At 69.6% G+C, this 1,199-nt stretch carries 1 protein-coding gene; it reads right to left on the bottom strand.

Features of this window, described 5'->3' with window-relative positions:
- Positions 1–19 precede the first annotated feature (19 nt).
- On the bottom strand, positions 20–1,012 hold the full coding sequence (locus tag G3576_RS30960; RefSeq protein ID WP_164698330.1) for an IS110 family RNA-guided transposase: 993 nt from the start codon (positions 1,010–1,012) through the stop codon (positions 20–22).
- Positions 1,013–1,199 lie beyond the last annotated feature (187 nt).

Raw genomic sequence — 1,199 nt, 5'->3', positions numbered from 1 at the left:
TGAGCGACTGTGTTGGTCGTCAAGCGGGTTTTGCGTCCCATGGCTTTCCGGTTCGGATGATGGCGTTGAGGATGGTGAGGAGCTTTCGGGCGACGGCGACGAGGGCGACCATCTTGGGTTTACCGGCGGCGAGGAGGCGGTCGCGGAAGGTTTTGAGGGCTGGGTTGTGACGGGCGGCGGTGATGGCGCCCATGTGGAGGGCGGCGCGGATGGGGGCGCGCCCGCCGCCGATGAAGCTGCGGCCTTTCCATTGGCCGGACTGGCGGGTCCAGGGTGCGAGGCCGGCGAGGGCTGCGATCTGGCGGCGATCGAGCGTGCCGAGTTCGGGCATTTCAGCGATCAGGGTGCGGGCGATGGTGGACCCGACGCCTGGGACGGAGGCGAGGAGGTTTTCCTTCTCGCGCCAGGCGGAGCTGCCGCGGATGTCGGTATCGATGTCGGCATCGACTTCGGAGAGTTCGCGCTCCAGGGCCTCGAGAAGGCGAGTGATGGACTTCTGGAGGCGGTCGGGCGTGGGCTTGCGACCTGTGAAGCGCTTCTGGCGCTGCCGCTCGGCGACGATCATGGCGATGATCTGACGGCGCCGGGCGACGAGGTCGGCGAGGCGCTGGGTTGCCTCGTCGGGGAGCGGCCTGACCTCGGGCCTGGTCATCGCGGTGAATTGGGCGATGAGGCGGGCGTCGATGGGATCGGTCTTGGCGCGCTGGCCGAGGGCGCGGCCGAAGCTGCGGACCTGGGCGGGATTGACGATGACGACGGGCAGGCCGGCGGCGCCGAGGGTGGCGGCGACGACGGTCTCGTAGCCGCCCGTGGCCTCGAGGGCGACGGCCTCGGGGGCGAGCGGGCGGAGGCGCGCGGCGAGGGCGTCGAGCCCTTCCGCATCGCGTTTGACGAAGAAGGCCTCGCCGCCGGGCAGGATGGCGACGTCGAGGCGGTCCTTGGAGACGTCGATCCCGACCACGACGCCAGGGTTAGGGGCGGGAGCGGCGCTGTGCTGGGTGGTGTGTTCCATGGCGACCCGACCTTGCGAAAACGGGCTTCGCTGGCGGCCCAAGCGACTGTTCGGGTTCACAGGAACGGCGGAGGGGCGACCAAGCTCAGTCACGGGCTCTGTCACCCCAGGGCAGATCGGCATCCCCTCCGCCACCGCGCCAGCCAGCTTATGACAGGCCGACGCCGATGAACGAGACTTACAAGGG

Origin of the sequence: Falsiroseomonas algicola (assembly GCF_011040385.1) — a bacterium.
GTDB lineage: Bacteria > Pseudomonadota > Alphaproteobacteria > Acetobacterales > Acetobacteraceae > Falsiroseomonas > Falsiroseomonas algicola.
The sequence above is the reverse complement of the archived record's forward strand: the minus strand, read 5'-3'. Positions and strand labels throughout refer to the sequence as shown.